The 26,874-nt window shown below is 49.5% G+C and carries 30 protein-coding genes, 1 tRNA gene and 1 pseudogene; 9 read left to right on the top strand and 23 right to left on the bottom strand.

The window, feature by feature from the left end; genetic code table 11:
• Window positions 1–915, bottom strand: a 915-nt coding sequence (locus B4F99_RS07190) for a cation:dicarboxylate symporter family transporter (protein WP_290756300.1), incomplete at its 3' end; no start/stop codon positions are given.
• A 180-nt stretch (window positions 916–1,095) separates the two neighbouring features.
• A complete protein-coding gene (locus tag B4F99_RS07185) occupies window positions 1,096–2,154 on the bottom strand; it encodes an NAD(P)/FAD-dependent oxidoreductase (RefSeq protein ID WP_023469593.1) in 1,059 nt (352 codons plus the stop codon).
• A 183-nt stretch (window positions 2,155–2,337) separates the two neighbouring features.
• On the opposite strand from B4F99_RS07185, the gene B4F99_RS07180 reads away from it, so the two are divergent.
• The 6 genes and pseudogenes from B4F99_RS07180 to B4F99_RS07155 all read left to right on the top strand — a co-directional run bounded on the left by B4F99_RS07180 (window position 2,338) and on the right by B4F99_RS07155 (window position 6,885).
• Window positions 2,338–3,129, top strand: a complete 792-nt coding sequence (locus B4F99_RS07180) for an ABC transporter ATP-binding protein (RefSeq protein ID WP_214852023.1) — start codon at window positions 2,338–2,340, stop codon at window positions 3,127–3,129.
• Window positions 3,130–3,132: 3 nt separating this feature from the next.
• Window positions 3,133–4,044 (top strand): iron-hydroxamate ABC transporter substrate-binding protein, encoded by a 912-nt coding sequence (locus B4F99_RS07175; protein ID WP_035410799.1) that lies wholly within the window; start codon window positions 3,133–3,135, stop codon window positions 4,042–4,044.
• 78 nt (window positions 4,045–4,122) lie between these two features.
• Window positions 4,123–5,124 carry a FecCD family ABC transporter permease gene (locus tag B4F99_RS07170; protein WP_290756297.1) on the top strand — a complete coding sequence of 334 codons (1,002 nt, stop codon included), beginning with the start codon at window positions 4,123–4,125 and terminating at the stop codon, window positions 5,122–5,124.
• On the top strand, window positions 5,124–6,128 hold the full coding sequence (locus B4F99_RS07165) for a FecCD family ABC transporter permease (RefSeq protein WP_290756854.1): 1,005 nt from the start codon (window positions 5,124–5,126) through the stop codon (window positions 6,126–6,128). Before B4F99_RS07170 ends, B4F99_RS07165 begins: the two co-directional genes overlap by 1 nt.
• Before the next feature lie 79 nt (window positions 6,129–6,207).
• Window positions 6,208–6,318, top strand: a pseudogene (locus B4F99_RS15470) (hypothetical protein); the annotation flags it as partial.
• 246 nt (window positions 6,319–6,564) lie between these two features.
• Window positions 6,565–6,885 carry a helix-turn-helix domain-containing protein gene (locus B4F99_RS07155; RefSeq protein ID WP_251137774.1) on the top strand — a complete coding sequence of 107 codons (321 nt, stop codon included), beginning with the start codon at window positions 6,565–6,567 and terminating at the stop codon, window positions 6,883–6,885.
• 318 nt (window positions 6,886–7,203) lie between these two features.
• Here the strand turns inward: B4F99_RS07155 and B4F99_RS07150 are convergent, their stop codons facing one another.
• The 9 genes from B4F99_RS07150 to B4F99_RS07110 all read right to left on the bottom strand — a co-directional run bounded on the left by B4F99_RS07150 (window position 7,204) and on the right by B4F99_RS07110 (window position 14,812).
• The gene (locus tag B4F99_RS07150; RefSeq protein WP_214852021.1) at window positions 7,204–7,671 is read right to left on the bottom strand and encodes a hypothetical protein; all 468 of its coding nucleotides are present in this window, start codon (window positions 7,669–7,671) and stop codon (window positions 7,204–7,206) included.
• Entirely contained in the window at window positions 7,638–8,147 is a 510-nt protein-coding gene (locus B4F99_RS07145) for a hypothetical protein (RefSeq protein WP_214852020.1), read from the bottom strand. Before B4F99_RS07145 ends, B4F99_RS07150 begins: the two co-directional genes overlap by 34 nt.
• A 13-nt stretch (window positions 8,148–8,160) precedes the next feature.
• The gene (locus B4F99_RS07140; RefSeq protein WP_214852019.1) at window positions 8,161–8,613 is read right to left on the bottom strand and encodes a hypothetical protein; all 453 of its coding nucleotides are present in this window, start codon (window positions 8,611–8,613) and stop codon (window positions 8,161–8,163) included.
• 120 nt (window positions 8,614–8,733) lie between these two features.
• Window positions 8,734–8,892, bottom strand: a complete 159-nt coding sequence (locus B4F99_RS07135) for a hypothetical protein (protein WP_034801002.1) — start codon at window positions 8,890–8,892, stop codon at window positions 8,734–8,736.
• Window positions 8,893–9,019: 127 nt separating this feature from the next.
• Window positions 9,020–12,766: a S8 family serine peptidase gene (locus B4F99_RS07130; RefSeq protein WP_290756294.1), complete on the bottom strand. Its 3,747-nt coding sequence runs from the start codon at window positions 12,764–12,766 to the stop codon at window positions 9,020–9,022.
• A gap of 222 nt (window positions 12,767–12,988) precedes the next feature.
• A tRNA-Ala gene (locus B4F99_RS07125) sits at window positions 12,989–13,064 on the bottom strand.
• Window positions 13,065–13,168: 104 nt separating this feature from the next.
• A complete protein-coding gene (tatC, locus tag B4F99_RS07120) occupies window positions 13,169–13,948 on the bottom strand; it encodes a twin-arginine translocase subunit TatC (RefSeq protein WP_035410816.1) in 780 nt (259 codons plus the stop codon).
• Window positions 13,949–13,955: 7 nt separating this feature from the next.
• Window positions 13,956–14,153, bottom strand: a complete 198-nt coding sequence (locus tag B4F99_RS07115) for a twin-arginine translocase TatA/TatE family subunit (protein ID WP_029342825.1) — start codon at window positions 14,151–14,153, stop codon at window positions 13,956–13,958.
• Complete coding sequence (locus tag B4F99_RS07110; protein ID WP_290756292.1) at window positions 14,153–14,812, bottom strand: redox-sensing transcriptional repressor Rex; 660 nt, start codon at window positions 14,810–14,812, stop codon at window positions 14,153–14,155. Before B4F99_RS07110 ends, B4F99_RS07115 begins: the two co-directional genes overlap by 1 nt.
• A 167-nt stretch (window positions 14,813–14,979) precedes the next feature.
• Here B4F99_RS07110 and B4F99_RS07105 point away from each other — a divergent pair, with 167 nt between their 5' ends.
• Window positions 14,980–16,881 (top strand): ATP-binding cassette domain-containing protein, encoded by a 1,902-nt coding sequence (locus tag B4F99_RS07105; RefSeq protein ID WP_035410903.1) that lies wholly within the window; start codon window positions 14,980–14,982, stop codon window positions 16,879–16,881.
• Complete coding sequence (locus B4F99_RS07100) at window positions 16,881–17,303, top strand: hypothetical protein (protein WP_214852012.1); 423 nt, start codon at window positions 16,881–16,883, stop codon at window positions 17,301–17,303. The genes B4F99_RS07105 and B4F99_RS07100 overlap by 1 nt, the downstream gene beginning before the upstream one ends.
• 145 nt (window positions 17,304–17,448) lie before the next feature.
• Here B4F99_RS07100 and B4F99_RS07095 read toward each other — a convergent pair whose 3' ends face one another.
• A complete protein-coding gene (locus tag B4F99_RS07095; RefSeq protein WP_035410823.1) occupies window positions 17,449–18,042 on the bottom strand; it encodes a flavin reductase family protein in 594 nt (197 codons plus the stop codon).
• A 19-nt stretch (window positions 18,043–18,061) separates the two neighbouring features.
• The gene (locus B4F99_RS07090) at window positions 18,062–18,460 is read right to left on the bottom strand and encodes a DoxX family protein (RefSeq protein ID WP_035410825.1); all 399 of its coding nucleotides are present in this window, start codon (window positions 18,458–18,460) and stop codon (window positions 18,062–18,064) included.
• Between the two features lie 352 nt (window positions 18,461–18,812).
• Here B4F99_RS07090 and B4F99_RS07085 point away from each other — a divergent pair, with 352 nt between their 5' ends.
• Window positions 18,813–19,019: a hypothetical protein gene (locus B4F99_RS07085; RefSeq protein ID WP_290756289.1), complete on the top strand. Its 207-nt coding sequence runs from the start codon at window positions 18,813–18,815 to the stop codon at window positions 19,017–19,019.
• 54 nt (window positions 19,020–19,073) lie between these two features.
• Here B4F99_RS07085 and B4F99_RS07080 read toward each other — a convergent pair whose 3' ends face one another.
• From B4F99_RS07080 to B4F99_RS07035, 10 genes are all read right to left on the bottom strand, one after another.
• The gene (locus B4F99_RS07080; protein WP_290756287.1) at window positions 19,074–19,334 is read right to left on the bottom strand and encodes a holin; all 261 of its coding nucleotides are present in this window, start codon (window positions 19,332–19,334) and stop codon (window positions 19,074–19,076) included.
• Complete coding sequence (locus B4F99_RS07075) at window positions 19,331–20,023, bottom strand: peptidoglycan recognition protein family protein (RefSeq protein ID WP_290756285.1); 693 nt, start codon at window positions 20,021–20,023, stop codon at window positions 19,331–19,333. Before B4F99_RS07075 ends, B4F99_RS07080 begins: the two co-directional genes overlap by 4 nt.
• Window positions 20,024–20,035: 12 nt before the next feature.
• Entirely contained in the window at window positions 20,036–20,452 is a 417-nt protein-coding gene (locus B4F99_RS07070; protein ID WP_290756283.1) for a hypothetical protein, read from the bottom strand.
• A 116-nt stretch (window positions 20,453–20,568) separates the two neighbouring features.
• On the bottom strand, window positions 20,569–22,323 hold the full coding sequence (locus B4F99_RS07065) for an SGNH/GDSL hydrolase family protein (protein WP_290756281.1): 1,755 nt from the start codon (window positions 22,321–22,323) through the stop codon (window positions 20,569–20,571).
• Window positions 22,323–22,457 (bottom strand): CD1375 family protein, encoded by a 135-nt coding sequence (locus B4F99_RS07060; RefSeq protein ID WP_290756279.1) that lies wholly within the window; start codon window positions 22,455–22,457, stop codon window positions 22,323–22,325. The genes B4F99_RS07065 and B4F99_RS07060 overlap by 1 nt, the downstream gene beginning before the upstream one ends.
• Window positions 22,458–22,820: a hypothetical protein gene (locus B4F99_RS07055; RefSeq protein WP_290756277.1), complete on the bottom strand. Its 363-nt coding sequence runs from the start codon at window positions 22,818–22,820 to the stop codon at window positions 22,458–22,460.
• Window positions 22,821–22,836: 16 nt separating this feature from the next.
• Complete coding sequence (locus tag B4F99_RS07050; RefSeq protein ID WP_290756275.1) at window positions 22,837–24,585, bottom strand: hypothetical protein; 1,749 nt, start codon at window positions 24,583–24,585, stop codon at window positions 22,837–22,839.
• A complete protein-coding gene (locus B4F99_RS07045) occupies window positions 24,582–25,268 on the bottom strand; it encodes a putative phage tail protein (protein ID WP_290756273.1) in 687 nt (228 codons plus the stop codon). The genes B4F99_RS07050 and B4F99_RS07045 overlap by 4 nt, the downstream gene beginning before the upstream one ends.
• On the bottom strand, window positions 25,268–26,392 hold the full coding sequence (locus tag B4F99_RS07040; RefSeq protein WP_290756271.1) for a baseplate J/gp47 family protein: 1,125 nt from the start codon (window positions 26,390–26,392) through the stop codon (window positions 25,268–25,270). Before B4F99_RS07040 ends, B4F99_RS07045 begins: the two co-directional genes overlap by 1 nt.
• Window positions 26,376–26,870 (bottom strand): hypothetical protein, encoded by a 495-nt coding sequence (locus B4F99_RS07035; RefSeq protein ID WP_290756269.1) that lies wholly within the window; start codon window positions 26,868–26,870, stop codon window positions 26,376–26,378. The genes B4F99_RS07040 and B4F99_RS07035 overlap by 17 nt, the downstream gene beginning before the upstream one ends.
• Between the last annotated feature and the right edge of the window lie 4 nt (window positions 26,871–26,874).

The raw sequence follows: 26,874 nt of genomic DNA, 5'->3' as shown, positions 1-26,874 counted from the left end.
CGAATAACCCGTCGGTACGACGAAGCTAACAATTGATTTCGGAACACCCATCTTCTCGAGTTTTTCCATGATCCGTGGCAGTACCGTTTCAGACGATGCCGTCGAATACGTCAGCAATAACTCGTCTTTGAAGATACGTGTGAAATCAGAAACGCGAATCCCGACCCATTTCATGATCGCACCGAAGACGATCACCATGAAGAGAAGCGCTGTGACGTATAACGTCGCAATCAGTTTAAACAATGAACCGAGCGATTCAATCCCGAACGTCGAGACCGTGACACCGATCAAGGCGAAGACACCGATCGGCGCGAATTTCATGACGATGTTAACGAGATTGAACATCGCTGCTGCGACGCCTTCAAAGAAACGAACGACCGGTTGACCCTTCTCTCCTGCAAAACCGACACCGAGTCCGAATAAGACCGAGAAGAAAATGATGGCAAGCATATCACCGCGGACCATCGCGTCCAAGATGTTCGTCGGGACGATGTTGACGATTTTGTCGACGAGTCCTGCATCTTGTGTCGTCTCTTCCGTTTCGACATACGTCGAGATGTCCGTTTTATCAAGTGTCGACATGTTAATACCAGCACCCGGTTCAACGAGATTGGCTGCGAACAGCCCCGTGAAAATCGCGATCATCGTTACGATCGTGAAGTAACCGAGTGTCTTGACGCCGAGACGTCCGAGACTTTTCGGACTACCGACCGATGAGACACCGAGAACGATCGTCGTAAAGACGATCGGAACGACGATCATTTTCATCATCCGGATAAAGATATCACCGATTGGCTTAAGCCACTCCGCGACATGGGGATTCCCATAAAATACACCACCGACTGTGATCCCGAGAATCAAGCCGATTAAAATTTGCCAGGCAAGGCCAATTGGCTTACGTTTCGTAGTTGTCATACCCTTCCTCCTTATTACATCCGTCTTACTTGTATCCTACATGTAGTGGAACATAAGTAGAATTTTGTCCTAAATACAGTACGTTGTCAAATCGTTCTGTTATAGCACAAAAATGAAATTCATACAAAAAAACGTCCAAAATCCGCTTGTTTCCAAGCATTTTGGACGTTTAAACATTATTCAAGATTGTTGATTGACGCGTTCCTCAATCAACGCACGATTGCGTTTTTTAAAGACTTCGTTATGTGACGAGACCATCGCCACTTTTGGCGCTTCCGGCTCAATGAAGCGTTTTGCCCGGTTGACGGCATTCGCCGCATCTTGAAAGGCACCTGAGATCAAATGGACCTTCCCGTCGTGTGAAAGAATATCTCCGGCAGCATATAGTCCCGGTACACTCGACTCGCTCGCCGCGTTCCCCGCGATATAGAAGTCATCGACCCGTGCGATATCGAGATCACAGGCGTCAAGCAGTGCCGCGTCCTGCTCGTAGCCGTGATTGATGATGACTTCATCAATTGGAATCTCAACGATTTCCTCTGTTTGACAGTCGATCAATTCGACCGATGCGATCCGTTGATGATCAGGACTTGCGATCAGCTTGTGAATCGTCGTATTAAGGAGACAGACAGCAGAACTTTTGACGAGCTGGTCGACTTGCGCCTCGTGCCCCGAGAAACAATCCCGGCGATACGTGACGTAGACTTTTTTTGCGACCGGTTCGAGCTCGTTCGCCCAGTCGATCGCCGAGTTTCCACCACCTGAGACGATGACGGTCTTTCCTTTAAAGCGTTCAATCGATTTGACCGTATAGTTCAAGTTCGACACTTCAAAGCGTTCTGCACCTTCGACTTTTAATTTTTGTGGATTGAGGATGCCGCCGCCTACCGCGACGATGACCGTCTTCGAATAATGGATCCGACCCGATTCTGCTTCTAAGACGAAGTTGCCGAAGACGTCTTTTGCGATCGAGATGATCTTTTCATTCAATTGAACGGTCGGTTGAAATGTCAGTCCTTGTTCGACGAGTTGAGCCATGAGTTTTTCACCAGTGATCGGTGGCTGTCCGCCGACGTCCCAGATCATCTTTTCCGGATAAACGTGCAATTTTCCTCCGAGTTCTGCTTGATACTCGATCAATTTCGTCTTCATGCCCCGAAGACCACTATAGAACGTCGAATATAACCCTGCAGGTCCTCCGCCGATGATCGTTACGTCGAACAACTCCTGTTCCCTCATCTCACTCACTCCTCGTCTTTGATTACGATTGATTATCATTCTCACTCCCTCATGATAACGTGAACATCTCTTGAACACAAGAAAAAATGTTGACAGCGTTTTTATAGGACTGGTATGGTTAATGAGACGATAGTGATAATCATTATCATTGAAACGGAGAGAACAACGAAGGAGTCGTCGCGTATGGTACGTCTAGCAACAGAAGAAATCAATATCGGCTACGGTGATCGTCCCATCGTCAAAGATTTGTCCGTCCAAATTCCCGATCGTCAAATCACAACGATCATTGGGGCGAACGGATGCGGCAAATCAACTTTGCTGAAAGCGATGACACGGATCATTCCCCATCAATCGGGACGTGCGTTGCTCGATGGTCTTGATATCGCGAAGGAAAGCACGAAGCTGCTTGCTCGGAAGATGGCTATCCTGCCACAAACTCCGGAAAGTGCAAGTGGTCTGACGGTCGCAGAGCTCGTCTCATACGGTCGTTTTCCTTATCAAAAAGGATTCGGACGCTTGACGAAACACGACTATGAAATCATCGATTGGGCACTCGAAGCAACGGACACGATGGCGTTCAAACATCGTCCAGTCGATGCGCTGTCCGGTGGTCAACGTCAACGGGTCTGGATTGCGATGGCACTCGCTCAAGAGACAGATATCATCTTTCTCGATGAACCGACGACTTATCTTGATCTCGCCCACCAACTCGAGGTGCTCGAACTGCTCGAATATCTCAACCGGACCGAAGGACGGACGATCGTCATGGTCCTGCATGACTTGAATCAAGCGGCACGCTTCGCCGACTATATCATCGCCATGAAAAACGGCGAAGTCGTCAAAGCCGGAACGTGTGAGGAAGTCATCGCAAAAGATGTCTTACAAGAAGTATTCCATATCGATGCTGAAATCGGACGCGATCCGCGGACGAACAAGCCGATGTGTATCACCTACAACTTAATCAAGGGAGATTAAATCATGAAGAAACTACTTGTACCGGTTCTACTCATTCTCACGCTCGTCATCGCAGCGTGTGGCAATACAGAGAAAAAAGACGACGCAGCATCTGGTTCGAAAAACGAAACGATCACATATAAATCAGAAAATGGAAACATTAAAGTTCCAGCTCATCCAAAACGAGTCGTGGTCCTCGCTGGTTTTGCCGGCAACGTCATGGCACTCGGCGTTCCTGTCGTTGGTGTTGATTCGTGGTCAAAAGCGAATCCGAAGTTCGATAAACTAAAAGATGTCACGGAAGTTTCGGAAGAGAACGTTGAAAAAATCATCGAACTCGATCCTGACTTGATCATCGGCTACTCGACAACGAAAAACCTCGACAAAATCAAAAAAATCGCTCCGACGGTCACGTACACATACGGAAAAGTCGACTACTTGACGCAACATATCGAAATCGGTAAATTGCTCAACAAAGAACAGGAAGCACGCGATTGGGTCAAAGACTTCAAAACACGTGCCGCTGCTGCCGGTAAAGACATCAAAGCAAAAATCGGTGAAGATGCTACTGTTTCTGTCATCGAAAGTTTCGATAAACAACTCTACGTCTTCGGCAACAACTGGGGTCGTGGAACAGAGATTCTCTATCAAGAAATGAAATTAAAAATGCCGGATAAAGTCACGAAGATGGCATTAAAAGATGGTTACTATGCGTTGTCACCAGAAGTCCTCCCTGAATATGCAGGCGACTACCTCGTCTTCAGCAAGAGCGCAGAAGCGGACAACTCATTCACGAAAACGGATACGTTTAAAAACATTCCAGCCGTCAAAAACGATCATGTCTTCGAAGTCGATTCGAAGGAATTCTACTTCAATGATCCTCTCACACTCGAACGTCAACTCGAGTTCTTCAAGAAAAGTTTCCTTGGTGCATAATAAATAAGGGAGGGAACCTGCGGGATCCCTTCCTTTTTTTGCGGCTCACTCCCTGAATCAGAAATGGAGGCGACATTCATGTCAGCTGGTCGAATTCCGTTCGGCATAAAAATCACACTCGGTCTTGTCCTCTTTTTCGGGATGTTCTGGATCGCGATGACGTTCGGCGCTGCCGATACGACGATCCGCGAAGTCTGGAACGCCTTGACGTTCGGACCGTTGAATGAAAAAGCAAAAATTGTCCAGGAAATCCGCCTGCCACGGGAATTAGCAGCAATCCTCGTCGGAGCGGCACTCGGTGTCTCTGGTGCCATCATGCAGGCGATGACACGCAATCCCCTCGCCGATCCTGGTCTACTTGGTCTGACGGCGGGTGCGAACGCAGCACTTGCACTCGTCATCGTCCTGTTTCCGAAAATTGAGTACTTCGGTATCATGATTGCGTGTTTCGTCGGTGCAGCACTTGGGGCAGCACTTGTCTTTGGAATCGGTGCTTCGAAAAAAGGTGGTTTTTCGCCACTCCGGATTGTCCTTGCCGGTTCCGCGATCTCAGCCTTTCTGTATGCGATTGCGGAAGGCATCGGCATCTACTTCAAGATCGCTCAAGATGTCTCACAATGGACGTCCGGTGGACTCGTCGGGTCGACATGGGGACAACTGCAAGTCATCACTCCGGTCATCGTGATCGGGATTGTGATTGCCTTCATCTTCTCACGACAATTGACGATTCTCAGTCTATCGGAAGAAGTCGCGCTCGGACTCGGGCAAAACATCCAGCGGATCAAAGCAGTACTTTATGTTGTCGTCATTCTGCTTGCAGGTGCTGCTGTTGCACTCGTCGGTAACATGGCGTTCATCGGGCTGATGATTCCACATATCGTCCGCGCGATCGTCGGAACGGACTATCGGTTCATTCTGCCGATGACCGCGATCTTTGGTGCGACGTTCATGTTACTTGCCGATACGATCGGTCGGACACTATACGCACCGTATGAGACGCCGGTCATCGCGATCGTCTCAATGCTCGGGCTACCATTCTTCCTCTTGATCGTTCGGAAAGGAGGGCGTGCTTTCTCATGATGGAATCTCGTTTACGTCGCCGCCAGCAACTGACGTTTTGGACGTTACTGGCACTATTGATCGCAACACTCGTCGTCAGCATCGGTCTCGGACCTGCTTCCCTATCCTATGATCGTTTGTTGCCGACGTTACTTGGAAACGGCTCATTCAAAGAGGAGTTCGTCCTCTATTCGCTCCGCTTACCACGACTGCTCATCACCGTCATGGCAGGAATGGCACTCGCTTTATCCGGTTCGATCCTCCAAGGGATCACGCGCAATGAACTCGCTGATCCTGGTATCATCGGCATCAATACCGGAGCTGGTGTCGCCGTCGCCTTGTTTTTCCTGTATTTCCCGGTCGATGTCGGATCGTTCATTTACTTGTTACCGATTGCCGCCTTCCTCGGTGCGCTCGTGACCGCGACGGCGATTTATCTATTCTCATACGACCGTGTGCAAGGACTGCAACCGATTCGCTTGATTTTGACTGGTGTTGGCTTCTCGATGGCGCTCTCCGGAATCATGGTCATCCTGATTTCGTCGACGCGTCGTGAAAAGGTCGACTTCATCGCTAAGTGGCTCGCTGGTAACATCTGGGGGACGGACTGGATCTTCGTCTACTCACTCTTACCGTGGTTACTCGTCTTGATTCCACTGACGTTCTATAAGGCGAATAAGCTCAATCTGCTTGCCTTGAATGAACCGGTCGCAATCGGCGTCGGTGTCGCGATTGAAAAAGAACGGATCCAACTCTTGTTGACAGCCGTCGCACTCGCCGCTGCTGCCGTCTCCGTCACGGGTGGGATTTCCTTCATCGGTCTGATGGCGCCACATATCGCCCGCGCGCTCGTTGGACCACGGCATCAGTTCTTCTTGCCGATTGCCCTCTTGCTCGGCGGATGGTTGCTTGCGTTCGCTGATACGATCGGACGCAACATTGCGGGACCGGACGGCGTGCCAGCTGGGATCGTCGTCGCCTTGATCGGAGCACCTTATTTTATCTATCTCTTGTTGAAGAAATAATCAAAAATCTGATATGCTCCCCAAAAAGTAGACAGTTGAAATAACAAAAACTGTCTACTTTTTGAAGGGAGCTTTTTCTATGACTAAATCTAAGTTTTCGTCAGATGAAAAACTACGAATTATTAAGATGTGTGAAGACCGAATCGACTCGATCAAATCGATTGCCTCGCTCTTCGAGCTTTCAGTCACCACCTTAAATAGATGGAGGACAAAATATCGTACGGGCGGCTCCATGGCACTTCGTAATCGAACAGAGTGGACGCGTTATCCGGAAGAACTGAAGATGAAGGCTATACGTGCAGTACTCGACCAAAAGGAATCGCTTATTAGCGCTACGGCACGGTTTGATATCTCGGATAGAAGCCTACTTGCGAAGTGGATAGAGGGGTATACTAGTCATAGTACTCAAGGGAAACCATTGAAGGAGCGATCCACTATGACTAAAGGTAGAACCACTACATTCGAAGAGCGTGTCCAGGCAGTCATGGACTGTATACAGAACAGAAAAGACTATCAAAGCATCATGAAGACCCATCGGGTCTCGTACCAACAAATTTATAGCTGGGTAAGAAAGTTCGAGAAGGACGGAATCGACGCACTGATGGACCGTCGCGGACGTCAGAAGCCAGTAGAAGAATTGACGGATACAGACCGTTTGGCGTTGGATCTGAAACGACTCGAGAAAGAAAATGAGCGTCTACGCATGGAGAACGATTTCTTAAAAAAGTTAGAGGAGATCGAGAGGAGGTCACGTTAAGTCAAATTCGTCTTCAAGATAAATATGAAGCCATTCAATCATCGGTAGAGCAATTTGGTTACCCGATCATCGCCCTGTGTCACCTCGCTGGAGGCTCGCGCGCTGCCTACTACAAGTGGTTACGCCGGATTGGTATACCACAGACTCGTGAGACGGAGAACATGAAAATCATCGAAGAGATGAACGAGATCAACAACGATTAAACGGCTTGGCTCCATTAGAATACAGAGCGCAAGCCGTTTAAAGGATTTTTATTATTTGTCCTGTCTACTTGACAGGGAGCAGTTCACTTTCGCTGATTGATGCGGATTTTTTGCTTTACCGTTTCCACCACGCACGTTCGATTTCCCCCATCGAGACGTAGGCTGGATCGATTTGTTTGGCTAACCGATTCAGTCGAGTGATACCAAGACTAAACCCACCAATCCAAAAGAGGAAGACGACGAATAAATAACCAGGAGCACTTGGAATCGACAGCATGACGACGGCGATCAGCCATGCCACGACATACCCGATGATTGTCAGACGAGCGACCTTTTGAACGGTTTGTTGATACATAGTTGGTGTTAAATATGACTTCATGAGCCGTAGACGGACAATTTCTCGAGAGACTGCTGTCGCGCAAAGACAAAAGAGCATGATCTGAAGAAAGACGGATGTAATTGTCGGCATAAACCAAGCAGGTACCGCAAAAATCAATCCAGGGACCAAAAAGAAATAGGCGACGGAACGCACAGGACGTACCAATAGGTTCAGACGTGCTTGTCGCTCGAATAGGTGTTCCATTGTGATGTTCCTTTCTGTCTGACGAAGCGGGCAACTTCAACGTCACTGATATAATCTGGATCACGCTTTCCATCACGTCGGATGATCCATTCACTGATGAAATAGAGTGGTGTTAAAATCGCAAATATCGCAACAAACATCTGCCAAAATGGTCTATCGATCGTCTGAATGATGACGATCGTCAATACGGCATACAGCAGGACGTGACTGCCGGTACGAAGTAAAAATTGCCGACGAACCTGTGCGTTTGAGAGATAGCCGTCTAAAATTTTTCGTTTTTTTAGTTGGTAGCGAAAATCGGATCCGAGAAAAACGGCTGGAATCGTCAAAATCAAAATCGGGAGATCCGTCCACTCAATCAAAACACCGACTGTTATGAATAGAAACACGTTCCAATACCAGCGTGTGCCGAGCCATTCGACATCCCGATACGCGAGGGCAAGTTTTTGTAGGCGTTCTTCACGAGCCGTTTGCATAGTACCTTCTCCTTTAGCGAGCTTGATGAATTTCTTTTTCCGTCACATATGTTGGATCGATCTTTCGTGAGACGAACTCTAACGTTTTTCGGCAGATCCAGTAGAACGGAATGACGACGATGACGAGACCGATCAAGAAAGATGTATTCGGGCGATCGACTGCCCAAACGATCAGACCAGCGAGTGCTCCGTATTGTAAGATCCCGATCAACACATGCACGTGATAAAGCCGTCTTGCAGAAGTCTCTGATGTATATTCCGCAACAAGCGCGAACCGCTTGCGTTGTACGAACATGTCGTAGCCAAAATACAATAACGGGACGATCATCGCGTAGATTGGTTTCTCGAGTGTGTTACTGAGCGCTAAGAATGCCGCAAGCATGACCCACATGCCGGTCTGTGTCTTTTGGTGCATCTCTTCGTATAACGTCGCTAATGCTTTCGTTTGTGTATGTACGTGTTCCATGATCTCCCACCTCTTTATACTGTCATATACTTACATTTTACTGCATCGGTTTCATATCTAGTATGATTTTTTGAAAAAAAGATGTCTTGTCGCTTCGGACAAGACATCTTTCATTAGAGACTATGCACTGACCTGGATGATCAGATAGATGACACTATAGGCAACGATCGCGAGCGGTATCAATGCGACACCGATCAGCCAGCCGTTTTTGTCACGGATACCGAGATATAAGACGAGACACCCCACGATGAAGGCGATTAATGTCGTAAACGGATTCATGGTTGTTCCCCCTCTAATTGTTTCTGCTCTTAAATTTCCCGCTCTACTCGTCTCATAAACCCTTCATGGCGCTTCGATACACAACGAAAAGCCAGACGGATTTCCGCCTGGCTTGTTCATTGTTACCTTATTTTTTCGTGATGACGACTGTTTTCGTAACGACGTGTCCACCCAGATCCTTCAGTTTCAAGTTGTACGTGTTTTTTCCTTTTTTGAGCGTCACTTTTTTCGTGATCGTCTTTTTGAAGGCTTTCATGACGTACGGTTCTTTGAACGTCCGGCGGTATTCCGCGCTACCATTGAAGTCGAAGCGTAATTCGCTGTAGTTATCGCGAAGTACGATCTTCATCTCAGCTGTTTTTGTTTTACTTGAGACGGTTTTTGGTGCTGTGACACGAATCGTTGGTAATTCTGTGTCGATGATGACTTGACGGTTGAACGCCACACGATTCCCTTTTCCATCGTACGCTTCGACCTTGAATGACTTGACGCCATCCGTCGTGTACGTCACGTCATGGCTGAACGCATAGTTTTGTTGGGCTGCATCGAAACGCAGTTTAACAGTTTTTCCGTTGATCTTGAACGATTTGATACCTGACTCATCAGAGACATGACCCGCGATGTTGATGACTTTTGATGTTGCAAGACCAAGAGCGACCGGTGTATCGATTTGAACATTTGGTACGGCTTTATCAACGCCTGTCGTGTTGACGTCTTTTTTCACACTGTTTCCAGCATAGTCTTTGACGACGAAGGCAATCTTCGCGCGCTCCGGCAGATCCGTCAACGTGTACGCTTTTTCTGTTGCGGCAAGTGGTTGCTTTAAGACACTCTTGCCATTGACGAGGATATCGTATGACGCAACTCCTGTTCCTTGGTCGCCTGCTGTCCATGAAAGCGTTGATTTCGCAGTATTCCATTTCACAGTCGCTGCTGGTTTTTTCGTATCGACATAGACTGGGAAGAGATTCGTCTGCCATTTTGCGTTCGGATAATCGATCACCGATTTGACTTTGTAGTAGTAAAGACCATCTTTGACCGGTTTCCCGTTGATCGTTCCGTCCCAAGCAGCGCTTGTGACTGGTGTGTAGCCGTCCTCTGAACCGCTGTCATAGTAGTTCTTGACGACGTCCGTTTGCATATCGAGCTTCTGAAGTGTTGTTTTATTCCGGTCAAGAATCGAATACTCGACTTTTTTCGCATTTCGAAGGAATGAGATGATCGGGAAAGCTTCATCTGCGCTACCGTCGTTGTTCGGTGAGAACGAGACTTTGTTCGCGACAACTTTTCCAGCGGCATTCGTACCAAGGAATTCGAAATCGTCCTTCACTTCAGTCGCTAGACCTGTCAATCCGTAGAACGTGTTGTTTTTATCGTACAATGGTGCATCTAAAATCGGAGCTTGATCCCATTTTCCTTTGAATCCAACATAAGGAACTGTCAGTTCTGGATTTTTGCTCTTCGTATCGATCAGACGGACGAATCCTTCGACGAAGTAGCCGTTTTTAAAGACTTGTTCAAGCGGAAGCTCGTTCGCCCAGTCAGTCGTGTTCTTCAAATCGACTGACACGCTGACTTTCGTTGAGCTCTTCGGATTAATCGAGACTGAACTCGCTTTCTTCGAGCCGACTGCAAATGAGATCGGGTATGTGCCTATGTTGGCATCTACCGTACCAATCGTTCCTTTTTTGAAGATTCCATTTGCTTCAAGGAAGTTCGATCCTTGTGCACCGAGATCTGATTGAACCGTTCCCGCTAGCTTATACGTTACTTTTTCATTGCTGTAGTTTTTTAAATCAAGCGTGAATGTGAACTTCTCGCCGACTTCCTTCAAGGATGCCTTGCCTTCACCTGACTTTGTCTCTGTGATGACGACTGGTGTCTTCATCGCAGCACGAAGATCCATCAGTCCAGCTCCCTCACGACGTGGGGAGTAGAAGTTGCCTGTTTTCAGTTCTGCGTTGTATTTTCCTTGATCGAGTTGCGGACGCGATGTATTCATCAAGATGTTTTTGGCGAGTTTAACGCGTGTTGCACCAGTGACTTTGAAGTCCTTCGCAATCCGTTGCATGACGAGTGCTGTTCCACCAGCGACGTGTGATGCTGCCATCGATGTACCGCTCATGACGCCATACTCGTTATCATTAAGCGTCGAATAGATTTTCCCACCTGGTGCCGTGATTTCTGGCTTGAAGTCAAGGCTTGGCGTGACACCCCATGACGTGAAGTCAGACATTTGTCCTGCGACCGGGTTATCGGTTGAGACCGCTTTTCCGTCAAATGTCACTGCGATTGCCTTGCCTTCTTTTGCTTTTGCTTCGAGATCATTCCCGTCCGCGATGCTAAGCGTGACGAGTGGAATCGTCGGATTGTTGAGCGCCATGCTGACGTAATCCCCGTGATCGACTCGACCGCGGACGATGACACCTGCTGCCCCTTGCTTCTCAGCTTCTGCTTGGATCATACCGTAGTTGAAACCACCGTTACGCACGACGAAGACGACTTTCCCTTTGACGTCTTTACCTTCATAGTTCGAAGCTTGACCGTCACCGACATACACGACATCCTTCTTCTCTTTATCGAAGACGGCAATCGGATTCGGCGAATCTTGTTTTTGGTATGCCAAATAACCGGCATCCTGACCGTCGATCGTCAGCGCCATGCCTTCAAGCGTCAATTTCGTATTTTCGAGTGACGCGACTTGGAGCGCCTGGCTCGTCAATCCTGGTGCACCAACGACACCGATATCCGGGTTTGCTGTATATGGATTACCCGCACCATGACCTGCAAACGCCGAGTTACCAGCAGAGATCGCACACAAGATACCGTTGTTCATCGCGTTGACGATTGCGCGTTGTTCTGGAGCATCTGAATTGACGAACGATGCCGTCGAACCGAGACTCATGTTGATGACATCGGCTCCGAGTGCAATCGCATCATCGATCGCTTTAATGTAGATATCGCTGAATGTCGATGGCATTCCTGGATCGTTTCCGAAGACTTTCATCGCGAGGAGCTGTGTTTCCGGCGCGACCCCTTTGATACCACCGTTTGCTTCATCGCCGTTTGCTCCGACCGTACCTGCGACGTGCATCCCGTGCATCGATGCCCCCGCACCTAAGTCACGGATTTCGCTGTCGTGATCGGCATAGTTATAGCCGTACGGTACTTTTTCCGTGAAATACTTTCCTTTTAAACCTTTTGTTTCTTTCGCACTATCGACCTTCGAAGAGGTTAAATCCACCTTTGTCTCTGGACTCAAGACCATGTCTTTGTGCGATGGATCAATCCCCGTATCGATGACCGCGACGACGGTTCCTTCCCCTTTAAAGCCATAGTCCTGCCACGTTTCCTTCGCATTGACCATGTCCTTGCTGTACAGCATGTCTGGCTTGGCACCTTTATCGACGGTTGGGCGCGCATATTCGTGCGCGATATGTACACTTTTGACTCCTTCGAGTTGTTTGATATCTTCGATGTCACCGAACTTCACTTCACCACTGAATCCATTGATGACGGTTGTGAAGCTTTCTTTATATGTAACAGGAATCGCCTTTTTAGCGATAGCTGACTTGACTGATTTTTGGACGCTGACGAGTCGATCCTTGATCGATTCCTTTTCGGCATTGCTCAATGTGCTATACCGCTTGTTTTGAGATTGGGCGATTTGAATCGCCGGTTTTTGTTCCATCTCGATGACGACTCGGACTTTATCCGATTGTTTGTAGTTCTTTTCTTGTCCCGATTTCTTCAGTGAGAGCGCCTGCGGTTTTTGACCCGTCGCTTTGTCTTGCGAGGACAGTGCACCTTGCGCACTGACTAGATTGGAAGACGTCATTAAGACGGCTGCCATAAGTGCAATCTTCTTCTTCATGCGTTCGTTTCCCCTTTTCTGTAAAACCATAGTAGTAATACTAATAAAACAGTTTAACGAAAATTCTGTATTTTTAGTTTAATGAAGTTAATGGAAATAAACAATTTATATTTGTCTATTTTTTTAATTTTTTTCTTTTTGGTGACATTTTATATTTGGAAGGAATTTAACTGGGAACATAAAAAAACTCCTCGAGCACTCGAGGAGTTGAACGTATGAACTTGGTGGAGACTATCGGGATCGAACCGACGACCTTTTGGCTGCCAGCCAAACGCTCTCCCAGCTGAGCTAAGCCCCCATGAATTATCTTTAGTATACGCATCGCTAACTGCTTTATCAATATAAACATAACGCTTTCATAAAAAAGAATTCCTCCCGAAATGGCTGGAAGGAATTCACGATTCATTTATTCAATTCACGCATCAAATCCGCCTGTCGTTCAAGCTCTGCCTGTTGCTCGAGGATCAAGACCTTTTTATACGTCCGCGCGGAAATCAAGATACTGATTTCATAGAGAACGAACAACGGCACTGAGATCATCAAGTGTGACGTCACGTCCGGCGGTGCGATCAATGCCGCAACGACGAACAGCGCGAAATACGCATATTTTCGATTCTTTCGCATGAAATATGGCGTCACAAGACCAAGGCGTGTCAGGAACATCGTCACGACCGGCAATTGGAAGAGAAGACCAAACGGCATCGTCAACCGGATCAAGAAACTGAAGTAGTTTTCGACCCCGATGACTTGCTCGATCCCCAATTCTTTCCCGAGATCCGTTGAGACTTCGAGCAAGAAGGGAAGCAACCAGAAATACGAGAAGGCTACACCAGCCAAAAATAGAAAGAAGATGACTGGAATATACGTCAGTGTTGCTTTTTGTTCCTTTTCATAAAGCCCTGGTCGGACGAATGCCCACAGTTGATACATCCAGAACGGTGACGCTAAAATCAGCGCGATGATGAACGCAAGATTCAAATACAACATTAAAGGATCGGCGACGTTGAAGGCATTTAATCCGATACCGAGCTCTTTTAAGTCCGCTTGCAGAAAACGGACGAGCGGTCGAACGAGCGGAAATGCGACAGCGAACAGGACGACGACGATGAGGAGCGACCAGACAATCCGCTTACGCAGTTCGTCTAGGTGCGACGTCATGCTTTGTTCTTGATCAACCGTCATGATTCAATCACTTCTCTTTCGGTTCGTCCTTTTTATCGTCGTCCATGATGCCGTTCGTGGCATTCTTGAACTCTTTCAATGTTTGACCGGCAGCACGACCGAATTCCGGCAACTTCTTCGGTCCGAAGATGATCAACGCGACGACAGCAATTAATCCGATACTCGCAGGTCCGATACCTAACGTGAGCGGGATAAGGTTTTCCATTATGATTTCACTCCTTCAGCTGATTGCGAATAATGCTTCATGAAATAAACTAACGACTGCAACTCGATCGATAAATCGATGTGATGAACCCGAACGCTCGCTGGCACGTTCAACCGTGCAGGCGTAAAGTTCAGAATGCCTGTCACACCATACTCGACTAACTCATCCGCTACTGACTGTGCGAACTGGGATGGAACCGTCAAGATGGCGACATCGACCTGATTCGCTTCGATTTGTTCTTTCATGTCCGAAACATGATAGATTGGAACGTCATGCGTCGTTGTTCCGACCTTCTCTTCGTCCGCATCAAACGCAACGACTATCCGAGTACTATTATTCTTTAAAAAGTTATAATTTGCAAACGCTGTTCCGAGATGACCGACCCCAATCAAGGCAACATTCGTCACCTCATCTTGATTCAAGGTTTTCCGGAAAAACGTTAAGAGATGTTGAACGTTATATCCATACCCCTTCTTCCCTAGTGCCCCAAAGTAGGAAAAATCGCGACGAATCGTTGCTGAATCAACCTTCACCGCCTCGCTTAACTCAGCAGAAGAGACGCGGAGCTTGCCTGAATTGTATAAACTTTGGATGAAGCGATAATATAGCGGCAACCGTTTTGCTGTCGCTTGTGGAATTTTTGTGTCTGATCCATTCATCCTGCAGTTCCCCCTTCGGCCACATCCATCGTGGCACCCAAATCTTTGCAAAAAGCTTTCTACTCTCCTTGATTGTAAACCACTTCACATAGAGTCACAAATAATATATTCCGCAGGACCTCGCGCTTTTGTTCGTGATAGACTAAAGGGTGGAAGGATGGATGGAAATGATACTCTTACAAGTCAACCAACTCTCGAAATCATTCGGCGTCGAGCCGATTTTAGAAAATATCAAATTGGAAGTACAAGAGCGCGACCGAATTGCGCTCGTCGGTCGAAATGGTGCCGGTAAATCAACCTTGCTCAAAATCATCGCTGGTGAACTCAGTCATGACTCGGGCGATATCATGAAAGGTAAAGATGTCAAAATCGGCTATCTCGCGCAAGACAGTGGTCTCGAATCGAATGAGACGATCTGGAACGAGATGCTGACCGTCTTTGAACATCTGCAAGAACAAGAACGGACACTGCGCCGGATGGAAATCGAGATGGGCATGGAGCACATCTTGAACGACCCGGTCGCTTACGATCGACTTCTGAAGACGTACGATCAAGCACAACATGACTTCTCAGAAGCAGGTGGTTATCAGTTCGAAGCGAATATTCGCTCCGTCCTGCACGGCATGCGCTTTTATCCAGACGATTACTCACGCCGGATCCAGACATTGTCCGGAGGTCAACGGACACGGCTCGCCTTAGCGAAGATGCTCCTGCAAGCACCAGAGCTTCTCATTCTCGATGAACCGACGAACCATCTGGATATCGATACGCTCGCTTGGCTTGAAAGTTACCTCGGTGGTTATCGTGGTGCCGTTCTGATCGTCTCGCACGATCGGTACTTCCTCGATCAAGTCGTCAATGTCGTCTATGAGCTCTCTCGTAATGTCTGTCGTAAGTTCACTGGGAACTATACGAAGTACCTCGAGCAAAAAGCGGCATTGTACGATCAAGAAATGAAACAGTTCGAACAGCAGCAAGAAGAAATCGCGAAGATGCAGGATTTCATTCAACGAAACATCGCTCGGGCGACAACGACAAAGCGTGCTCAAAGCGTTCGAAAACGGCTCGAGAAGGTCGACCGGCTCGACCGACCAGATGGAGATGAACGCAGTACGGTCCTCTCCTTCCCAATCGAAAAACAGAGCGGGAATGACGTTCTTCAAGTCAATCAATTGGCAATCGGTTACGAAGAAGCTGTCTCAAAAGACATCACGTTCCGCTTGCAACGCGGCGAATCACTGGCACTCGTCGGACCGAACGGAATCGGGAAGTCGACGCTCTTAAAAGTCCTCGTCGGTCGTTTACGTCCTCTCTTCGGTGATTTCCGTTTTGGCACCGGCGTCTCGATCGGGTATTACGATCAAGAGCAAGCAGAACTCAATGACCGGAATCGTGTCATCGATGAGATTTGGAACGAATGGCCACTGATGCGCGAACAAGAAGTCCGTTCTGTGCTCGGACAATTCCTGTTCAGCGGCGACGATGTCTTCAAGATTGTCCATGAATTGTCCGGTGGCGAACGCGGACGTCTCGCGCTCGCAAAACTGAAACTCCGGAAGACTAACGTCCTCATCCTTGACGAGCCAACGAACCACTTGGATCTGGATTCGAAGATGGTCCTTGAGAACGCTCTCGTCGACTATGAAGGTACGCTACTCTTCGTTTCCCATGACCGGTACTTCATCGATCGGATCGCGACACGCGTCATCGAGATGAGTGAAGCTGGTGTGACAGAATACCTCGGCGATTATTCGTACTACACAGAGAAGAAGGCTGAACAAGAAGAAATCGCTCGCCTTGAAGCCGAAGAGGCAAAAGCGGCAAAAGTCACGGCATCGAAGACGATCGACAAAGAAGCACAGAAAGAAGAAAAAAAACGCCGTCAGCAAATCGAACAACTCGAACAAGATATTGAACGGCTCGAACAGCGTTCAGCGGAAATCGAACAGTTGCTTTGCGAACCGGAAGTTTTTAATGATATTCCAAAAGCGACAGCGTTATCTGCGGAACGAGACCAGATCGATGTCGATCTACTTGAATTGATGGAACGATGGGAGAACCAACACTGATGCGAACGAAAAGCTTTTTCATCAACCTGATTCAAGGACTGTTATCCGGTATTCTTTATTTCGTTCCGATGTATGCGGACTACGTGTCCGCCTTCATCCGCCCGGATGCCTTTAATGCTGCTCTTCCTTTGTTCCTTCTGATTTCTTGCATGATCGGACTTGTCATCCAGACATGGAGCGGTCTTCTCGTCAGTCTACTCTCTGGACTATGTTGTACGCTTCTAACGACACAACTGTTCGTCGAACTCAATGATCCATTGATCATATCCTATTATGGTAGCGTCACTCCCTTGACTGCCTTTTTGATCAGTTGTGTCGGGGTTTGGGCGCTGGCAATCATTTTTTATTTGCTCGATGGTTATCAGTATAGTAAACGTCACGGACTCGAAGGTTCTTCAAACGAAATCGATCCACAACCTTGAAGTCCGATCGATGAACTAGATACGCGATATGAAAAAAGGAGTGGAGATTCCGGTAGCTAGACCGGTCTCACCACTCCTTTTTATTTAAATCGAAACGTTCGTCGTCAACATGGATCGTACACTGAATCAAGCATTCACACTTCTATCATTTTGTCGGTCGAGCAATCGTAAACGTCTTCCCGATCGTCGCATAATCATTTCCTGCTAAGCGAGCGACAGCCTTCAATCCTGCCGCATCGATCCGGAACGACTCGACGAGTTCATCCGCGACGTGATAGCGCAGTACTTCCCCGATCAAAAGATCGGCACCTTCTAGCTCGACATGTTGTGTTAAGCGCATCTCGAACCGGATTTTCGCTTCCGCGATTCCGGGCACGTCGATTGCATCGCTATCGACGAGCGTTAAATCCGTCCGTTCGAGTTCACTTTCACCGTAAGCGAGTGGCGCAGCCGTCTCATTGACAGCGTCGACGATTTCTTCGCTGACGATATGGATGACATAGCTTTGTTTTGCTAGGATATTACGTGCCGTATCCTTTTGTCCCTGATCCGTCCGTTGTACGGCAATCACCAGTTGTGGCGGACTACTTGATGCGACCGTAAAGAAGGAAAAGGGGGCGGCGTTGACCGTCCCGTCTTCCCCTAGCGTCGTCACGAAGGCAATCGGACGCGGAATGATGCTTCCGATCAGTAATTTATAATTGTCTTTTGCGCTAAGCGTTGATGCCTCGAACTTCATGAATGACCCACCTTTTTCCTCACCCGATGAGTGCAGCGAGTGAATAGTCTCCAGCACCGATCATCGCCACTCCAAGGGCGATAACGATCAATGCCATGTTGTATTCGTACCCGTTCTGCGTCACCCAGTAACCATTCGCACCGTGTACTTTAACGATCGCGACAAGCATCGAACCGATGATGAGGATTGCAGCGATCCAGAGGAATACCCCGCCTGCAAACAATAATCCACCGATTAATTCAGCAAGACCCGCTGTAATCGCGAGTGCTTTTCCTGGCTTCATGCCAATTGATTCGAACCAACCGCCTGTTCCAGCGATGCCGTGTCCACCAAACCAACCAAATAATTTTTGTGTACCGTGTGCAGCAAATGTTAAACCGATGATTAAACGAATGATTAAAAGTCCTGTATCCATCATTTCTCTCTTCTCCTTTTACCTAATGTTTTTAAGTTACTTTAAGTAACTTGATAAACAGACTATATCTTAACACTTACTAAAAGTAAATAGATTTGTTTTAGTTCTTTTTGTTACATTAAGAAATACAGCGGGTGGTTTCCCTACTGGTATGCACTTGAAAAGACGTCCTTCCAATGCCCGTTCACGGCATGGAATCGACCCCGTTTCAAAACAAACTGTGCAGATGTCTGTGCAGATCGCAAAACCTGCACACCTTCTATAGAAGAAACTGCACGCGGATTCGTTTGCTTCATACCCACGCGGGGTATAAATAAGCATTGACCGCCGGACTGTTTCACACAAGGAGGAGCACATGAAAGTTTTGCTCGTGAACAAGACGCAGATCGCGCTGGCTGGAGAGGCACCTGAGATCCTCGCCGCGATCGAACGCCTGACGCAAGGCTTGCAGGTCGACATCGTCCGCCAGACGGAGACGTTGATGGAACTCGACGTCAGCGAGAGCCAGGCGAAGCGGGAACGCGTCACGGAACAACTGAAGATGCGACTGGGAGTGTCCTAACGGGCGCTCTTTTTGCGCATGAAAAAAAGCCCACCCGTGAGGGTAGGCGTTGGATTATGCTTTAGTTGTGCCGTCACGTTTGCTTGTCAGCTCGTATAAGCCGGACGCGGACAAGCCGGACAGTGCGCCTGCCCAGAGACGGAGATAGAGATCGATGTCGCTGATTGGCGCAGCAAGAAAGCCGATGGCGAGACCGACGACGATGCCAAGTAAGGGCAAGAAGTTCTTCTTCAGGTTGAATGCCTGCTTGAAGACTTCGATGACGCCCATCGTGACCGGTGCGATCACGGTTGCGAGAATCAATACGTTCATCATACGCGTTCCACCTCGATTTTCTTTTTGTCACCCTTGAGTGCCTTCTCGACTTGCTCGAGGACGTTCTTGTCTGACGCATACGCCCCGACTTGTTTCCCGTCGATCTTCACGCGGTACATGTCGTCCGCTTTCGGCTTCTCTGGTGCAGGCTTCGGCTTCGGTGTAGCTTCTGCCTTTGCTGGCTCCTTGTCGCCCTTCTTGAGCTCGTTGTAGCGCTTCTTGATTGCCGCCTTGAACGCGTCCCCGCGCTTCTCGTCCAAGATACGGTGCGGGCAGTTCTTGCCGGACCATTCCTTGTGGAACCGGACGTCATTTTCGCCGAGTCCGAGCTGAATCAACGCTTGTGCCGTATACTCGATGGCGTTCGCCTCCGCTGCCTTGTAACGTGCCCCGCCACTCTTCGAGTAGCAGATTTCGATGCCGATGGACGCGCGGTTGCCTTGCCCTTGTCCGTCGCCTGCGTGCCAGGCGTTCCGGTTGAACGGGATTGCTTCGACGACTTCCTTGTCATCAATCGCGACATGGAATGAAACAGGATTGTTGTTCGACTTCATGTAATTTACTTCGTTCTCTGCCGCCGCATCGTTCCACGTGTTGTGGATCGTGATGTATTTCGGCTTCAGGGCGTATGGTGCCTTGAGGGAATACTTCGATGCGGGTAACCAGCTCTGTACGATTTTATAAGCCATAGTGTAGCCTCCTTATTTATAGAAGATGCCGAGTATCGTTGCGATACCGCCGAGTGTCGGGACGATGATGAGTGACCATTTGCCGAACGCTGCCCAAACCCGCTCACTGCGCTTGTCCTTCACCTCGACGGTCAATTTTTGTTGGTCGTGTTGCCGATTCCGTTCATTCTCGAACGCGGTGGCGAACTGGGCGATTGCCGTTTCCTGCGATTTAAAAAGCCCACGCGTCATTTCCTGCGAATCTCGGATGACCGAGCGTGTCTCGCGGGAGACGTCGTGGAGCGTGGATTTGATTTCAAGCTGTGATCGTTCGACGGCACTGAGCTTGTCGTTGATCGATGTAATGTCGATGCGCATCTTTTCGTCCGATTGTTCGAGCAACGCAATACGTTCCCCGTGGTTCTGCACGGTCTGGATGATGGAATCCATGTTGTCGGCTCCTTCCAAGCGATGACCCCCTACTGTGTTTAATCTGTGTCTGGATGTCGGTTCATGATGAAGGGAGCGATACCGCTCCCGCGGGCAAAAGAAAAACGCCAGAGGCGTTATAAATGTTTTGTAATATCGAAGTCCTCTCCATAAACAGTTGAAACAGTATCGAAAATGGTTAGTCGTTGCTTCGCTCCAGTGGGCGCAATTGCGCTTGGATTCGTTGATCCTGTCAACACGATTTTCACTTTGTGTTTCCCGTAAGCTAGTCCATATTTGCGTAACTGATAAATGTTGTCGTCGAGTGTCGTGTACAAGTCAATCGTGTTCGTCTTTAATCCATCCACGTACAAATCGATGATGCCAGCGGCGTTGGAGTTGAAGATGTCTACACTAAAACCATTCCCCTCGATTTCGAACTCCATTGAATCATTCGCCGTGTTCGTGTAATGACTGAATACGTTGTAATACGTCGCTGTGCTCCATGTCCCCGTCTTCACTAGTGTCTTTTGTTGTTTATGCCCGACGGAATAAAACACCATGCCGACGATGTAAGCCGTTCCTGATGTACACTTGACACGCACCGTCCGGTTTTGAAAGTCGTCAGCTCCCATTGTAGATAGATTGACATGTCGATATTCTGCACGGTTTGACCCTGCGCTGATGTTAATGGTTTCAAAAACAGCCGTTCCGTCTTGCGATGAAAGTTCCACCGTTGCGTTTGTCGCATTGTAAAAAATCAAACCGGCGCCCCGGAATTGCGTACTCGTATAATCGGCATATTGTCCGACATCAAGTTTTGTCATCTTTGTCGTTACGTCATCATACCGCCCGTTGATCGGGGACTTGATATTGTTCGTTTGGTTGGCGTTCGCCCCCGTACCCGTCGTATTCGTCGGAATAAACTGTACGAATGGTGCTGATGGGAACACGATGCCACTTACCTCACCTGTGATGGTCGGTGTCTTAACCCGACGATCGGAGATAAAACTAGAAGGATATTTTCCTTTTTCGTAATGGTCTTTATTAATTTCCAACGTGTCTGAAATCGCTTTTGCATAGAGCTTGTGACCTTCTGCCGCCGAGTGGACAGTATCAGCTAATAACGTTGTGATTGAGACACCAGAAGCGACTGCCGCTTTGAAATAGGCTTGTGTGTCGGCGACGGCACTCGAATACGATTTTGCTAGTTTTTTGTAGTTGTCCCCGAATCCGAAGTTCGGGTTATCCGACCGTGGATTAGAAGTTAGTAACATGATTTCTGTTCCAGCAAGACGCAACTGGCGAATCAAGATTTCTAGGAAAGCGTCGGAATGTTCGCCACCGTTCGTACCGTATGAAATGATCATTAAATCATATTTTCGTTGAATGATGGGCGGTAGGTATAGAGCGTCACCATCGATGTTTTGGTTGTTATATAAGCCAGAGCGAAGCACTTTCTTTTCTGGTGCAATGTATGCCATCCCATAATGCGATGTCTGACCACCGACTGCATAGTTATCAATTTCTGCAATCGTGGGCGTATTTGCATCCCCGAAGACATCTCCAAGATAAAATCCTTGCGCTCGATAAGTGCTATCAAACAAGAGATGCGTCCAAGCGATTCCTGTTCCTGCTGGTTCCGCCAAACTATCACCCATGATGCCGATTTTCGGTTTTTTTAAGGTATTCATAAATTTACTGATCGTTTTCGGCAAGGTGTAATCCTGAGTCGTTTTAATGTTTAAAACAGTTGTGTTCAACAGTTGTTGAGCAACATCAAAAGTCTTTAATACGTCATCTACCGATTGAGATAAAGCATTAAAATCACGTGGTACTTTTGCACTCGTCGTTCCTGTGATTAACGGTAAATTATAATTACTCGTCCCCATCACGCCGCCTCCAATCGTTCCGCTACATACGGACGTAGTTTTTCCGGTACGCTCTCAAGCGTCCGCATGTTGGCGTGAATCAGCTTCACATACGCATCAATCAATTTCACTTCGAAGGCGTTCAACTCTTCCATTCACACCACTCCGTTCATTTCGTATAGCGTTACGAGCATGTCGAGCAGCATCAGGTTCTCATCCTTAAGCGCCTTGATTTGCTCGTCGCGTAATTCCTTCGCCGTCTTCGGCTTCGGTTTGTTCTCTTCTGCGAGCCCGTAGGCGAACAGCTCGTCGAAGTTCTCTTGCACGTACCCGAGCAGATTGTCGCGGTCGACGAGACGGATCTCGACCTCGTCCCACTCGTAATACGTCCATTCAAGATGTTCCTCGTCATCCGCCTTCAGGCAGACGTTCTGGCGGAGACGCACGAACGCCTCGCCCGTATCGCTAATGAACCGAATCCAAACCGGTTCCGGTGCTGTCATGGCTCTGACTTTCATCTACACACTTCCTTTCTTAGTAGGCGAGACGCGCGCTGACCCGTGGGTATTTCCCGACGCTGTACCAAGTCGTCGCCGTGTTCATACGGAAGATGCCTGCCGCGTAGTCTTCCGAGCTATCGCCGCCCGTATGGACGTTCGAACTACCGGCATAGGTCGCCCAGTCGTATAGTCCGGAATTGGATGTCCCTTCGAGTGTCTTCGGTAAGAATCCGGCGGATCCGTCCGCAAAGATGTCCGAGATCTGTCCCGTGACGTCACTGCCGTCGAACGTCGTCTGAATCGTCGTCGTGTAGCCTTGCCCGGTGTTGTTGAACGCGCGATTGCCGATGAGGTAGGCGTTGCCTGTCGTGATGAAGATGCCGTCGACATAGCGGCTCATGGCGCCGAATACGTCCTCGATGCCGCGATAACTGACGACCGTATCCGCCCGGACATTGCGGTCTGCCACCGTCTTCCCGTACGTGTTATTGCCGTAGATGGCCGTCGCACCGACCGTCAAGATATTACTTTCGCTGTAGGAGTTCCGGGTATCCCCGACGCCGATCGCCGACTGTGAGTTGAAGTTCGCGAACTCGACCAGGTACAGCAACTGAATCGCGCTGACGAGGTGGAAGTCTTCGATGCCCCATCCTGGACCATGGGATTGCGCCATCTCCCGGAACGTCCCGATGTCGGTGTAGTTCGCCGCGACTACATTGGAATAACTGAACAGCTTACTTCCGACCGTCGAGCCGAGGAACGCGCCGACGTATCGTTTTTCGACTTCCTCTGCTTTCCCTGTGCCCCGATCGCGGTAAAAGGCGGGGTGAATCGTGAATCCGGCTGCCGGACCGTTCGCGATCCAGAACTCATAACCGTCCGCCGTTTGCGTTTTCTTGAACCAGAATTTTGGAATCTCGACCATGACGTTCCCTTTCGTCCCGTCGTGGGCGAACGTCGGATCGCCTTGATAAGACGTCACCGTGCCGTTCGTCGCGAGGTTACAGCGGCGCATGCCAGCCCATGGGAAGACGCTTGAAAAGTCACTCGTCTTGATCCCCTCGTTCGTCGAGACGTTGCGCCCCATGGCATCGCCTAAGCGTGTCACTTGCCCGGTCGTCTTGTTCCACGAGAGACCGAACGAGAGGACGGCTTGCGGGGTCGCCTTGACACGGTTCGCCGTATTGTCGTTCGTGTTGCCGGACGTATCCATCGGGAACACTTGATAGAAGTACTCGGCACCGTTCGTCAACCCGTTATCGAGGTACCCGTTCGACTTATACTGGTTCTTGACCGTCGAGGTGACGATCGTCGTCCCATCATTCGGACTCGTCGGGTAGCTGTAGAGCTTGCGGACGACACGTGTCGCATACCAGTCACCATCCGTTGGGTCCGTCCATTTAAGGGTGACGGCACCGCTCGAAGTATCAGCAGCGAGTCCCGTAACGTTGCCGGGTGGTGTCCGGTCAATGCTCGATTGGACGTTACGCCACTTCTCGATTAAGGCGTCGTACTTCAGCGTGTCGTTGTCTTGCAGATTCGAAATCAGGACTTCCTTATCCCCGATCTTGTAGGCAGGGAGTTGGGCGGGTAAGACTTTTCCTTTGTCATCCAAGCCTGCATAACCCAGCGCTTTGTTCTTGTTCGTCTTCTGCTCCGTCTTCCCGAGTTGCTCCGTCAGGATGACGTCCATTTCCTCTGCCAGTCGGTTATGGTCACCCGCGACGTCGGCGGGCATCGTGTCGTCGAGCTTCGTGAATTTATAGTTGGACGTTTGGCTCATGTCTTGTCCTCCTTACGCGTGAGTTGTTCGTAGGTCAGCCCAGTTGCTTCTAGGGCGTCATACGTCGTGTAGCGTGCCTCTGCTTCGTCGTACGTGTCGTAGTCGAGCTTACGGACGAGCAGTTGCTTATAGGTGAGATGCGTGTTTTTGAGTTCCGCGTAATCGTCGAAGTAGTTCTTGACGATGTGGTACGTCGTGAACTTGAACTTGTAGACGATGGCGTAGTAGGCCGGGATATCACGAGCGAGTGCTTGTTGGACGTCCTCGATCCGTTCCGGAATCCCGTAGGTGTCGCGGAACTCGACCGTATAGACGAACGCGTCGTAATCGATCGTGATGTCGACGAGACCGCCTGTGAACACGCTCGCTTGCTTCTCGAGGTCTTCGATGGTCAATGCCTTCCCGCCGCGCATCTTCGCCCGCAAGCGCGACCGTCGTGCGTCTAAGGAACGAGCAATGCCATCTCGTAGTCCATAGAAGTCTTCCTTGAGCGACAAGCCCCAGTCCGTCGCCGTCTCGATCAACAGCTCCGAATAGAGGTAGCGGTCAATCGTTTCCTGCTGCTGACTGAGGGCGTAGGCGCCTGCGAGAAAGATGCTGTTCATGTCGAGGTGTTCGCGCCAGTAGTCGGCGCTCATGTCGAGGAACTCCTGTTGCATCTCCCGAGCCAGTGGTGTGATCATCATGTCAGCTCCACCGTCCCGAGTGTCGCGATCTCCTTGACGCCTGGCGTGATGTTCGCCGTTCCGCCATTGACGAGCAGGTTCTCGACGTCGACCATGCCCGGTTGGTCAATCAACAGGTTGAACAGTTGCGCATAGCGGATGACCTCCCCGCTGAACGCGAGGGCGGCTAAGTAGTCTTGCAGTGCCTGTTCGAACGCGACCACGACGTCATTGAAGACAGCGCCCGTCTCAAGCGTGATGTCGGCACTGATCGAGATCGGGAGCGGGTTCGGCGCAAGGACAATGTTATTCGCGATGAGGGCGCCCTTCGCGCTGACCTTTGCCTGCGCTTCTGCGACCTGCTCAAACGTCGGCATGCCTTCTTTCGAGGCGACGAGTACCGTGACGCTACCTGGTGATGGATCTGCCCGGAAAACCTTCGCCCGTGTGATCCCGACCGCTTCAAGCGCCCAGGCTTCGTAATCGTCGAGATTGCCAGCACCCGATAAGTTCCGCGCGACGAGACGCATGCGGACTTTCAAGTCATCGTCGGACTCTTGGTCCACGCCTTGCGTCGATGCTTCTTCGTTCGTCACCGTGACGATGTCGCGGAAGTCGCCGTCGACCGTATTGATCGCTCCGCGCACCGGGTTATACAAAATCCCGACCTCACTCGCCGTTGCTGTCGTCATGACTTCGCCGGGAATCAAGTAGTCGGGATCGGGTTGTTCTTCCGGCGGGACGATTACCGCATCCGCATCGAGTACGTACTGGAGTCCGCTTTCCGTATATAAAAACGTCCCTTGTGGCACCGCCACCGCATAGTTCGCAGTCAGCCTCACGGGGACGATTGCTTTGACACCAGGCTTACGCCCTTCGGTCAAGACATCCTTCGCATGTTCATCGAGATACGCGCCGTAGGACAGTTGCGGAATGGCGGCGCGGATGCCATAGCCGATGTCGTTCGAAAGTGCCGCTGCTGTCGTTGCCGCAGGACGGGTCGCATCCCAAATCGGTTCCCCGACCTCAACGCTTGCTTGGGCGTCGTTCTCTTTGACGACCTGTAGCATCTCATCGTGGATGTCGTCGGCTGCCCGCATCGGGGTGACGAGCGATAAATCAATATCAAATTCCGTAGCCATCTATACTCACCTCTTCCGTCGTTCCGTTATTCGGCGTGATGTAAAAGCTGAACGATACTTTGTCGCCGTCGAGGGTGACGTTGCCGACCGTGATCGATTCGACGTCCGGTAGTTCCGCGACCGCGATCTCACAATACGCTTGAATCTCGTTCTCGATGTCCTCGACGGACGGGAACGCCTTGTTGACGAGCGTGTAGAGATACGAGCCGTAGAAGTCGGTCTCGATGTCGTCGAGCGTCGTGATCTTCGGATAGACCTCGACCTGTCCGCGCGCCGTCACCATGTATTTCGCTGTGCGGTGGACCGTCGCCATGTCACCGTCGACTTTGCCCCCGAAGCGTCCCGTCCGCCAATCCATCGCCCATGTCGCGGTACGGATCTCACTGCCGATTTCCTGATTCGCGACGACGTTGTTCTCGTTGTCCTCGTCATCGATGCCGAGTAAGAGTTCGTCGAATACATCATAGGTTTCTGCCATGTCA

It is taken from the genome of Exiguobacterium sp. UBA3491 (assembly GCF_002377745.1).
In the GTDB taxonomy this organism is placed as follows: domain Bacteria; phylum Bacillota; class Bacilli; order Exiguobacteriales; family Exiguobacteriaceae; genus Exiguobacterium_A.
Note: the sequence above shows the minus strand (reverse complement) of the source record. Positions and strands in the feature narration are given on the sequence as shown.

Excerpts from the sequence above, each read along its gene's own strand:
- B4F99_RS07185 (WP_023469593.1), bottom strand. The coding sequence starts at position 2,154 with ATGAGGGAACAGGAGTTGTTCGACGTAACGATCATCGGCGGAGGACCT.
- B4F99_RS07180 (WP_214852023.1), top strand. The coding sequence starts at position 2,338 with ATGGTACGTCTAGCAACAGAAGAAATCAATATCGGCTACGGTGATCGT.
- B4F99_RS07175 (WP_035410799.1), top strand. The coding sequence starts at position 3,133 with ATGAAGAAACTACTTGTACCGGTTCTACTCATTCTCACGCTCGTCATC.
- B4F99_RS07170 (WP_290756297.1), top strand. The coding sequence starts at position 4,123 with ATGTCAGCTGGTCGAATTCCGTTCGGCATAAAAATCACACTCGGTCTT.
- B4F99_RS07165 (WP_290756854.1), top strand. The coding sequence starts at position 5,124 with ATGGAATCTCGTTTACGTCGCCGCCAGCAACTGACGTTTTGGACGTTA.
- B4F99_RS07155 (WP_251137774.1), top strand. The coding sequence starts at position 6,565 with ATGACTAAAGGTAGAACCACTACATTCGAAGAGCGTGTCCAGGCAGTC.
- B4F99_RS07150 (WP_214852021.1), bottom strand. The coding sequence starts at position 7,671 with ATGGAACACCTATTCGAGCGACAAGCACGTCTGAACCTATTGGTACGT.
- B4F99_RS07145 (WP_214852020.1), bottom strand. The coding sequence starts at position 8,147 with ATGCAAACGGCTCGTGAAGAACGCCTACAAAAACTTGCCCTCGCGTAT.
- B4F99_RS07140 (WP_214852019.1), bottom strand. The coding sequence starts at position 8,613 with ATGGAACACGTACATACACAAACGAAAGCATTAGCGACGTTATACGAA.
- B4F99_RS07135 (WP_034801002.1), bottom strand. The coding sequence starts at position 8,892 with ATGAATCCGTTTACGACATTAATCGCCTTCATCGTGGGGTGTCTCGTC.
- B4F99_RS07130 (WP_290756294.1), bottom strand. The coding sequence starts at position 12,766 with ATGAAGAAGAAGATTGCACTTATGGCAGCCGTCTTAATGACGTCTTCC.
- tatC (WP_035410816.1), bottom strand. The coding sequence starts at position 13,948 with ATGACGGTTGATCAAGAACAAAGCATGACGTCGCACCTAGACGAACTG.
- B4F99_RS07115 (WP_029342825.1), bottom strand. The coding sequence starts at position 14,153 with ATGGAAAACCTTATCCCGCTCACGTTAGGTATCGGACCTGCGAGTATC.
- B4F99_RS07110 (WP_290756292.1), bottom strand. The coding sequence starts at position 14,812 with ATGAATGGATCAGACACAAAAATTCCACAAGCGACAGCAAAACGGTTG.
- B4F99_RS07105 (WP_035410903.1), top strand. The coding sequence starts at position 14,980 with ATGATACTCTTACAAGTCAACCAACTCTCGAAATCATTCGGCGTCGAG.
- B4F99_RS07100 (WP_214852012.1), top strand. The coding sequence starts at position 16,881 with ATGCGAACGAAAAGCTTTTTCATCAACCTGATTCAAGGACTGTTATCC.
- B4F99_RS07095 (WP_035410823.1), bottom strand. The coding sequence starts at position 18,042 with ATGAAGTTCGAGGCATCAACGCTTAGCGCAAAAGACAATTATAAATTA.
- B4F99_RS07090 (WP_035410825.1), bottom strand. The coding sequence starts at position 18,460 with ATGATGGATACAGGACTTTTAATCATTCGTTTAATCATCGGTTTAACA.
- B4F99_RS07085 (WP_290756289.1), top strand. The coding sequence starts at position 18,813 with ATGAAAGTTTTGCTCGTGAACAAGACGCAGATCGCGCTGGCTGGAGAG.
- B4F99_RS07080 (WP_290756287.1), bottom strand. The coding sequence starts at position 19,334 with ATGATGAACGTATTGATTCTCGCAACCGTGATCGCACCGGTCACGATG.
- B4F99_RS07075 (WP_290756285.1), bottom strand. The coding sequence starts at position 20,023 with ATGGCTTATAAAATCGTACAGAGCTGGTTACCCGCATCGAAGTATTCC.
- B4F99_RS07070 (WP_290756283.1), bottom strand. The coding sequence starts at position 20,452 with ATGGATTCCATCATCCAGACCGTGCAGAACCACGGGGAACGTATTGCG.
- B4F99_RS07065 (WP_290756281.1), bottom strand. The coding sequence starts at position 22,323 with ATGGGGACGAGTAATTATAATTTACCGTTAATCACAGGAACGACGAGT.
- B4F99_RS07060 (WP_290756279.1), bottom strand. The coding sequence starts at position 22,457 with ATGGAAGAGTTGAACGCCTTCGAAGTGAAATTGATTGATGCGTATGTG.
- B4F99_RS07055 (WP_290756277.1), bottom strand. The coding sequence starts at position 22,820 with ATGAAAGTCAGAGCCATGACAGCACCGGAACCGGTTTGGATTCGGTTC.
- B4F99_RS07050 (WP_290756275.1), bottom strand. The coding sequence starts at position 24,585 with ATGAGCCAAACGTCCAACTATAAATTCACGAAGCTCGACGACACGATG.
- B4F99_RS07045 (WP_290756273.1), bottom strand. The coding sequence starts at position 25,268 with ATGATCACACCACTGGCTCGGGAGATGCAACAGGAGTTCCTCGACATG.
- B4F99_RS07040 (WP_290756271.1), bottom strand. The coding sequence starts at position 26,392 with ATGGCTACGGAATTTGATATTGATTTATCGCTCGTCACCCCGATGCGG.
- B4F99_RS07035 (WP_290756269.1), bottom strand. The coding sequence starts at position 26,870 with ATGGCAGAAACCTATGATGTATTCGACGAACTCTTACTCGGCATCGAT.